The 1717-nt window shown below is 43.6% G+C and carries 3 protein-coding genes; all 3 read right to left on the reverse strand.

Annotated elements, in window-relative coordinates; genetic code table 11:
- Positions 1–261 (reverse strand): recombinase family protein (locus FJM67_RS17255; RefSeq protein ID WP_181161551.1); only part of this gene is annotated, 261 nt, incomplete at its 3' end.
- A 44-nt stretch (positions 262–305) separates the two neighbouring features.
- Positions 306–776: an EAL domain-containing protein gene (locus FJM67_RS17260; protein WP_140591931.1), complete on the reverse strand. Its 471-nt coding sequence runs from the start codon at positions 774–776 to the stop codon at positions 306–308.
- A 289-nt stretch (positions 777–1065) separates the two neighbouring features.
- Complete coding sequence (tnpA, locus tag FJM67_RS17265) at positions 1066–1464, reverse strand: IS200/IS605 family transposase (RefSeq protein WP_328591938.1); 399 nt, start codon at positions 1462–1464, stop codon at positions 1066–1068.
- Between the last annotated feature and the right edge of the window lie 253 nt (positions 1465–1717).

The raw sequence follows: 1717 nt of genomic DNA on the forward strand, positions 1-1717 counted from the left end.
AGAGACAGTAGCGGATACAGCAATTCCTTGAGCATTTGCGAAGCTCAGGCAGCGGGCGATTTGACCATCTAAATCCTTTTTCTGATCGGAGCTTGAGACGCGAGCATAAATAACAGCTTTGGTCTCGTTAATAATCTCATCAACGATGATGGTGCCAGTAGGCAGCTGCCTTGCAGGTACAGGAAGCTTGCCGCTACGAAACTGATTCCACGCGGTGCGGTAGCTAATTCCTTGTTTTTTTGCCCAATCTGAAAGCTTCATTTACACCAACATATTACTATGTATATAAATACAGTAGCGTAAAATCAGCAACAGTTGCAAACCCCTTGTTTGCGATAATGTTCGACGATATTGCGCAGGTGATCATCATTTTGAATCCGCTCATTTTCGGTAAATTCAAAAATAATTTTATGTTTTTCAAAACCATAGGTTTCTGCGGCGGAAAGCGTGGTGCGGATGCATAATTCAGGGCGATACACGGCGTTTGGCATGAAGTTGATACTAAGGTATGCATCTATGCCCAGTTCAGCCGCGAGTTGTATGGCTTTCACGCGACAGCTTTGGTCAAACCGATAGCGGTTATCTTCATTGACCTGCTCGAATACCCAGCCGGCAGCTTGTCCTTCGGGACCCCGTGCCAAGGCTTCGTAAGCGAACACTCGGTTATTGGGCCAGTCAATAATAGGTTGAAATGCCATGGAGAAGTCAAAGCCTAAGTCGCAGGCTTGAGCGCATTGCTGGCAACTGAATTCAGCAAAGTCCGGTGGTTGACGCATGGCGTTTGGCTCCTTGGCATGCTGGTCGCTTAGTGTGGCCCGTATACTAATGTTAGCAGGTACTTATTAATAGGTATGCTTTCAGGGAAAAACAAGCGGTTTAGCTTTGCGTTAAGCTAGATCAATGCTTATGGTGTCCCATTGTCATGGCATTTTCTCGGAACCTGTTCCCCATGAACATCTAGTTTACCAAAATTGACGTAAAGCCCCGCAGCTTGCTGCGAGGGATGGATAGTCAAGCCTTCGAAGAAGGCTTAATGCGGCCTATCTTGTTGAGCCACGTATTGCTTTAAAACTCCAGTGGCGCACCTCCTACTGAGCAAGCAAAATAACCACTGCTCCATAATGCATTTCTTCTCCATGCTACTTGATTAAGATAAGGATGATGAAGCTTTAGCTCTCTGCCAGTCATACTTTTTAATATTTGAACAAGCCTAGAAATGGATATGGTAGGAGTGTACGAAACAACTAGATGCACGTGATCAGACTCTCCATTAAATGCAACTAAATCAGACTTTAATTTTAAGCATTCTCTTCTAATGATGGCTTCTGCGGTTATTAATACTTCATTGGTCAATTTTCTTTCTCTGTATTTCACAAAGATTATATGCGCTTGTAAATTGTATTTTGAGTGCGAGCTGGTCTTGTATGGCATGACTCTATTGACTGTATGTTTGCACAGTGCCATTATAGATCAATGGGCTTAACAACTGTTATTAAAATCAGTATTGGTTATCCTAATTCTTTGCAAACCGATTTGCGAAGGGAGTCGGCTCGACTCTGGAATGACATGGTTAAGCTTCATAAATTCATACGAAAACGTCATTGGGGCTGGCCTTCTGCGGGTAACTTTGAGAAGCACTTCAAGGGTAAATACTCGCTACACAGCCAGACTATTCAAGCACTCATCAAGAAGTTTTTCGCCAATATTGATACGGCCA

Origin of the sequence: Maribrevibacterium harenarium (assembly GCF_006385675.1) — a bacterium.
Classification (GTDB): Bacteria; Pseudomonadota; Gammaproteobacteria; order Pseudomonadales; family Marinomonadaceae; genus Marinomonas; species Marinomonas harenarium.

What these genes read in the sequence shown, in the direction of transcription:
- FJM67_RS17260 (WP_140591931.1), bottom strand. Translation starts at nt 776, where the DNA reads ATGCGTCAACCACCGGACTTTGCTGAATTCAGTTGCCAGCAATGCGCT.
- tnpA (WP_328591938.1), bottom strand. Translation starts at nt 1,464, where the DNA reads ATGGCACTGTGCAAACATACAGTCAATAGAGTCATGCCATACAAGACC.